Raw genomic sequence first — 6587 nt, 5'->3', positions numbered from 1 at the left:
ATGGATTATAAGCAGTTACACAGTTTTTAGGAAACTCCCGAAGCATTTGCAGCTTTACATGTTTTAAACATCCTTCTACCTCTCAGCGTTAATATGGAGGCTATAGCTGATTACGATTCTACCTTTATTATCGTGCCTGTTGAACTACAACCTCCAATGTTCAGAACTGTGAATTATAGTCTAGAAATGATGTCAGATGGCATACGTTGCTATATTGGCCATATTAGTAATAAAAGTTTTAATTAAGTATTATCTTGTCTGTGGCTCGATAGGCACACCCTAATCCTCTTCAAATTTCGTAATCATACAACGCTTTGACTTGCGGTGCGGTTTAGCCTGAGCGAGGAAATAACGAAGTACTGCTTCGTCCGAGCTCAAGGGAATTCGCATTTTCGCAAATTCGGTAGCGGTATCCCGACGCAAGAGCAACAGCGCTAGACACAATAAGCTTTTTAATGATAAATACTTACGTTGATAATAGGTTTATCTGGTTTATATGGTTTATCTGGTTTGTCTATTTTGAAAAATCAGAGGATAATTCCAAACAATATCGTAATTAATTAGAAGTTATATTATGCTCATCAATGCAGATTTCTCCTGTCGTGCTGCCTTAGCACCTGAACACTATCAGTGGGTTCAGTCACCACAAAACGGCGTCGAGCGCGTGATGCTTGATCGCGTTGGTGCTGAAAAAGCGCGTGCGACCAGTATCGTACGCTATGCCCCTGAGTCAAATTTTCCGCATCACCTGCACCCAGGTGGCGAGGAGATTTTGGTACTGTCAGGTACTTTTTCGGCTGATAACAGCCATTATCCTGCTGGTTGGTATTTACGCAACCCACCGACCTCAGGGCACCAGCCCTATAGTCATGAAGGTGCTATTATTTTTGTTAAACTTTGGCAGATGACAGTCGACGAGACTGAGCATGTCGCTATCAATACCAACGATGCAGCTAACTGGCAAGCACAAGGCGGTCGTGAGATTTGTCATTTATACTCAGATATAAGAGAAGAAGTGAGCTTGCAACGTATCAATGTAGGTGAGGTATTGTTTGCAGATGCCATCGCAGGAGGTGCTGAGATATTGGTGCTAGAGGGTACGCTGATAGACGCTGGACAAACCTATCAGAGCGGTGGTTGGATACGTCTGCCCGTCGATGCGACATCGCAAATAACAGCAGGAGCAAATGGCGCCACGGTGTATCTAAAAACTGGACATTTATCACAAATCATTGGGATTGATGCTCAATGAGCCGTAGAGTGCGCCTCGCGCACCGATGTTTGATATTATCGTGATTAAGGTGCGCATGGCACAGCCTACCTATAATAACTTGTTATCTCAACAACAATCTAAACCTGAATCAAACTAGGTTTTTTAGCCGTGACTGTCGCGGTATCCTGTGCATCTGAGCGGGCTGCGTCACTTGGCTGAGGGTAGTATCGCTGAGCAGGAATACCATCAGCCAATAGTGACCGCCCCGCTCGGAGGTACAGATACAAGCAGAAGGCGCGATCAGCTCCCATCACAACTTTTGCAATAACGACTTCCCACAATATAATTCTATCAATCGATAGCTGCAAACCTGCCCTTTTGTCGTTACAATAGCCTCAATAAAGCGCATCATGATTGGCAAGTTGTCTGATTGAGCAGCGTACCCCCATTTTATTTATCCAATATCCGAGAATCCTATGAGTCATAAACCCTCTGCTGAATTATTGAAAAATGCTCGACACTGGCGCGAAGATATTAACTTTCGCCAAGATGTGCTGGGCAAGCCGTTTGATTTTGCGACGACGTGGGGTATTTTTTCACCGCAAAAGCTCGATGATGGTAGCTTGATGCTGCTTGATTATGTGGACTTTGAAGCGGATGATGATTCGATCGATTTGGGCTGTGGCTATGGCGTGCTTGGCATGACGGCGGCGCGTGAATGTCCGAATGGTCTGCATACGTTGATTGATAAAGACTTTATGGCAGTAGAATATGCCCGCCTTAATTGTGAGAAGAATGGTCTAAAAAATGTCGATGTGCATTTATCGAACGGCTTTAATCACGTGGCAAAGGACAAAGACTTTAGCTTGGTGATGTCGAACTTGCCAGCCAAAGTCGGTAAAGAGCAGCATTATCTGTATTTCCTCGATGCCTATGCGCGCATGCGTCAAGGGGGGCGTTTTTATGTGGTGACAATCAATGGTTTGCGCCAATTCGTGAAGCGTTCGTTTACCGAAGTATTTGGCAATAGCGACAAGGTCAAGCAAGGTAAGACCTATACGATTACCATGGCGACCAAAGATTAACTGCCAGAGTAAAACAAACAAAAATCCCGCTAGCATGATGATGTGTTAGCGGGATTTTTTATGGCTAAATTCTTAGAACTGTATTTTTGACGTTATATTTTTAAAATTACATTTGTAGGATTACATTTGCCGCTTAAGTAAATACCTACCTAATGCCGCACTGGCGATAATTGGTAATATCACCATCACTAATGGCGAAAACCCAGTGGCTAGTGAGATAAAGCCAACCAAATCCTGAAGGTAACTAAACAGCAAACCAAATAATAATGCCACGACGATACGCAAGCCCAAGCTATGGGTGCGTAGCGAGCCAAAGACGAATGAACAAGCGACAATCACCAGCGACAATATCGACAGCGGTGACAGCAGCTTTTGCCAAAATGCCAGCTCATGATTCAAAGAACGTTGGCCTTGTTGGCGCATAAACTGGCGGTGATCGTAAAGCTGAGTCAGCGATAAATCTTCGGCATCACGGGTCAATAAATAGACCGATTCGGGAGCGAAAGGCAGGCTTAAGGTATCCGACGGCGAGGTGGCTTGGCTACTCTCAAAGCCTTGATTGATACTGAGCTTGGTCATGTTGTTGAGCTGCCACTCATAGCGATATTGCTCGCTGGGCTTGTCGCTGGCGGTATTCGTACTTATCGGCTCTCGGCCCGTATATTGTCCGCCCTCAGCATGGACAGCCGTTTGTAAGTTGCCATTATTGTCCAAATGCCAACGCTTAACGGTGCCAATATTCCCTTCTACATCAGCATAATCAATATACAGAATATCACTGCCATCTGGCTTTGTATTACCAGTCCCCGAACTCTCAAAGCGTGGCTGCACCGTCCAATAACCACGTACCGAGGTAATCAATGAGCTGTTGTCTTCATCGTTAATTTCTTGCGCCAATTGGTTGGAATGCGGCAAGACAAACTGGTTGATGAGCAATGCAAGTAACACAAAAATCAAAGCGGGCTGCAATACCCAGCCAACGATACGATAGACGCTGACCCCAGCGGCACGCATGACGACCAGCTCACTTTTATTCGCCAGCAACCCTAGTCCAACGACCGCACCGAGTAGAGCGCCAGTCGGTATAAACTCTTCTAAAAAGTAAGGCGAGCGATAAAAGATATACTTAATCGCCTCGCCCATTGTATAGCTCTCGTCTAGAGAATCTAGCTCTGACAAATAAGAAAAGATAATTTGTAGCGCCCACAAACCGATGACTGCGCCGATAATGGCCAACAACGCATTCAACTTTACGTAACGGCTAAGCACGGTTAAGGTATCAGGCTTTTTGGCGAGTTGAGCTGTAAAGTTTGGTGAGCGAGATGCCTGAGATTTAGAAAATAAAGAGCGCATTAAGACTGCCCTCCTTGTGAGCCATTGCTTTGAGTGTCAATCAGCGCGACCGGCGCATGGTTTTTTAGCCGAAAGCGCAGACGATGCTGCACCCGACTGCCCCAGTTCATATAGAGCGCCAGTGCCATAAATCCTAGGATGAGCCAAGTATAAGCCCAGACGCTAACCGTGCCTTTGCTCACTGCACTCTTTAGCGAGATAATACCTAAAGCACAGCTGACGAATAACAAGATGGCAGGAAACAAACGCAGCCAACGTCCTTGACGCGGACGTACTTGCGCCAGTGGGACGGCGAGCATTGGAGCGATAATCATCAGCCACGGCAGAGCAAAACGGTAGCCAAGCTCACTTTGTGCTGCACGCAGCGCACTCTCACCACCGAGTTGAGCACTGCCGCTTGCCGCTTGCCATAAGGGGCCAATTGCTTGGGTTTCGATATTGTCTTCGGTGATGACTTCTTGTGCCGATTCCGTCAAGGTAATGCGGTAGCGATCAAAGCCGACTTGGTTATACTTGAGACTGCCCGCGCCGACTTCGTAACGCCGACCTTGGAATAAATCCAATTGGGTCACACCCTTGTCGCCCGTCTGCACTTGTTCGGCTCTTTTGGCCAAAGTAATGGTGTCTTTGGTGATATTTTTATTGCTTTTGCTTATCAGCGCTTGCGGCACATCTGGAATGTCTAGTTGTTCTGCGGTGGCAGGATCAATCTTATTATCAACATCCATCGCGGCGGCTTTTTTGCTGCTGCCTTTTGCTTCTGGCTCAGACTGAATGAGTATCACATCTTGCAGCTGTTTTTTATCGTCGCTAAGACTGCCGACATACAGATGATAATTGCCACTACTGATAAACTCATTGGGGCGAATCAAATCAAAGGCGCTGGTAAAGGCCTGCTGCTGCCACACCGCCTCAGATGAGCGCACACCCCACGGCTTACCGACCACTGACAATGCTGCCTCACCAACGAATAAGGCCAATATTAATGGCGTCATCAGCCGAGCCAGCTTACCACGCGAGACACCACTGGCATTGATAACTGCCATTTCTTGATCGACATATAAACGCCCAAACACTAGCATTAAGGCGATAAAAAATGCCAACGGTAAGATCAGCTCTAAAAAGTACGGTAAGTTATAACCAATAATGGTAAATAATAAGCTGATGTCCAGATTACCTTCAGCCGCAATACCAAAGTAACGTATCAGGCGACCGCCAAGCATCATCACCACCAAAAACCCCAATACCAAAGCGGTGGTTGAGGCAACTTGTTGGGTCATGTAGCGGCGTAATATCACAATAGGTACTCTTTAATAATGAATATGCGAACGATGTATCGCGTGCTGGGTAACAGAGGCAAGCGTAATAGGAGGCGCTACCAACGTAAGGCGACCCCAATATATAAGCAAACCAACACTTAAATAAATATAAACGTAACGGTACCACTTATAAGTCAGAACCTATCAATATAAGCGATAAAGATAACCGCTAATGCTAGCATATTTTGATAAAAAATGGCTGTGAAATGTGTGCTAAAAAATCACCCAACCCTTACTGGCGACACGTGGTTCATCACTAATAGATATTGATAAACATTGGTAGACGTTGCCAATAGCCAATGAGCCGTATCCAGCAGTCAATAAACACAAAAGACCAAGACTTCTCTGGACGCGGGCTTACGTCAGTTTAATTAAACGGTATTTTTATTTTTGGAAAGGTTTGTTTGTCATTCGTATCAAGTCGCCAATATGAGCAAGATTAATTGCTAGACTGATTGATTGTCAAAACTCATACATGTATCACACCCATTGGAGCATAAATATAATGTCTACTCCCTCTACCCTACTTGAGCTGGCTGGCGGTCAATTTGATACCCTTGATTGGTCAAATTGCGCAGTCGTCTTTATTGATTATCAGAACGAATATGTTGATGGCGCTATGCCGTTAGGTCAGGCGGGCAGCAAGGCGCTTGCAAATGCGCAGCGCTTGCTTGATAAAGCTCGTAAGCAAGACATCCCTATCTTTCATATCGCTCACCACGGCGAAGACAATGGCAAGGTCTTTGACCCGTTATCCACCAACGTCGAGATCGTTGACGGTCTAAAACCGCTAGACGGTGAAAAAATTATTACCAAAAAGCATCCTAATGCCTTTTATGATACTCAGCTACAGGCGCTTATCTCTGCTAGCGGTAAGCAGCAGGTGATTTTTGCGGGCTTTATGAGCCATATGTGTGTCAGCTCTAGCGTCAGAGCGGCATTTGATCTAGGCTTTGATAATTTTGTTTGTCATGATGCTTGTGCCACGCGCGCGCTGCCTGATTATAAAAGAGAGACAATTAGCGCGGAAGTGATGCATGATACCGCTATGGCAGCGCTGCAAGATAGATTTGCAGCCTTGGTAACGACTGACGATTTGGTTAACCATTAATTCTATTAATGGTTAACCAATAGATCAGATAAGTAGCAAACCGCTAAGTTACAGTATAGTGAGAACACTATTTACATTGCTTTTTTACCCTGTCTAATCGTCATACTAGCAATAGCATGACGATTGCCTACATCCGATTCAGTGTCAATTATTGATGACGGCGTAGTCGAATATTCTATATGCCCTAGTAAGATAGTGCAGCAAAAAAATAAGAAAACATTACCTAACCCTTGCCAACTGCGCAGCAATTAGCTGATATGCTACACTACAATAATAATCAATGGGCTAATCCGTTTCATCGCGGACAACAACAGCCTAACTGACGTTCGTTATTTTGATTGACCAGTTTTTTGCATAAGGTCAATATAAGATCAATGACGAAAAGTCATCATTGACAATTTTATTTTAAAAATAGTGATGTGCTATGAAAGTAGCAAAATGCCGATATTGTCTTCATCACTTATTTGTATAGTCGGTTCACTATAATTTAGATACAAGGAAGGCGA

6 protein-coding genes are annotated in these 6587 nt (G+C 44.8%); 3 read left to right on the top strand and 3 right to left on the bottom strand.

What is annotated here, in order from left to right; translation table 11 throughout:
• Positions 1–574 precede the first annotated feature (574 nt).
• Positions 575–1252, top strand: a complete 678-nt coding sequence (locus CXF65_RS05905; protein ID WP_101211382.1) for a cupin domain-containing protein — start codon at positions 575–577, stop codon at positions 1250–1252.
• A 98-nt stretch (positions 1253–1350) separates the two neighbouring features.
• Here the strand turns inward: CXF65_RS05905 and CXF65_RS14935 are convergent, their stop codons facing one another.
• Positions 1351–1581, bottom strand: coding sequence for a hypothetical protein (locus CXF65_RS14935; protein WP_157824035.1), 231 nt, complete (start codon positions 1579–1581; stop codon positions 1351–1353).
• 108 nt (positions 1582–1689) lie between these two features.
• On the opposite strand from CXF65_RS14935, the gene CXF65_RS05900 reads away from it, so the two are divergent.
• Positions 1690–2298: a class I SAM-dependent methyltransferase gene (locus CXF65_RS05900; protein ID WP_101211381.1), complete on the top strand. Its 609-nt coding sequence runs from the start codon at positions 1690–1692 to the stop codon at positions 2296–2298.
• A gap of 120 nt (positions 2299–2418) precedes the next feature.
• On the opposite strand, the gene lptG is transcribed toward CXF65_RS05900, so the two are convergent.
• Complete coding sequence (lptG, locus tag CXF65_RS05895; protein WP_101211380.1) at positions 2419–3651, bottom strand: LPS export ABC transporter permease LptG; 1233 nt, start codon at positions 3649–3651, stop codon at positions 2419–2421.
• Complete coding sequence (locus CXF65_RS05890; protein WP_101211379.1) at positions 3651–4931, bottom strand: LPS export ABC transporter permease LptF; 1281 nt, start codon at positions 4929–4931, stop codon at positions 3651–3653. Before CXF65_RS05890 ends, lptG begins: the two co-directional genes overlap by 1 nt.
• A gap of 544 nt (positions 4932–5475) precedes the next feature.
• On the opposite strand from CXF65_RS05890, the gene CXF65_RS05885 reads away from it, so the two are divergent.
• Positions 5476–6081 (top strand): cysteine hydrolase family protein, encoded by a 606-nt coding sequence (locus CXF65_RS05885; RefSeq protein WP_101211378.1) that lies wholly within the window; start codon positions 5476–5478, stop codon positions 6079–6081.
• Positions 6082–6587 lie beyond the last annotated feature (506 nt).

Origin of the sequence: Psychrobacter sp. Sarcosine-3u-12 (assembly GCF_002836005.1) — a bacterium.
Classification (GTDB): domain Bacteria; phylum Pseudomonadota; class Gammaproteobacteria; order Pseudomonadales; family Moraxellaceae; genus Psychrobacter; species Psychrobacter okhotskensis.
The sequence above is the reverse complement of the archived record's forward strand: the minus strand, read 5'-3'. Positions and strand labels throughout refer to the sequence as shown.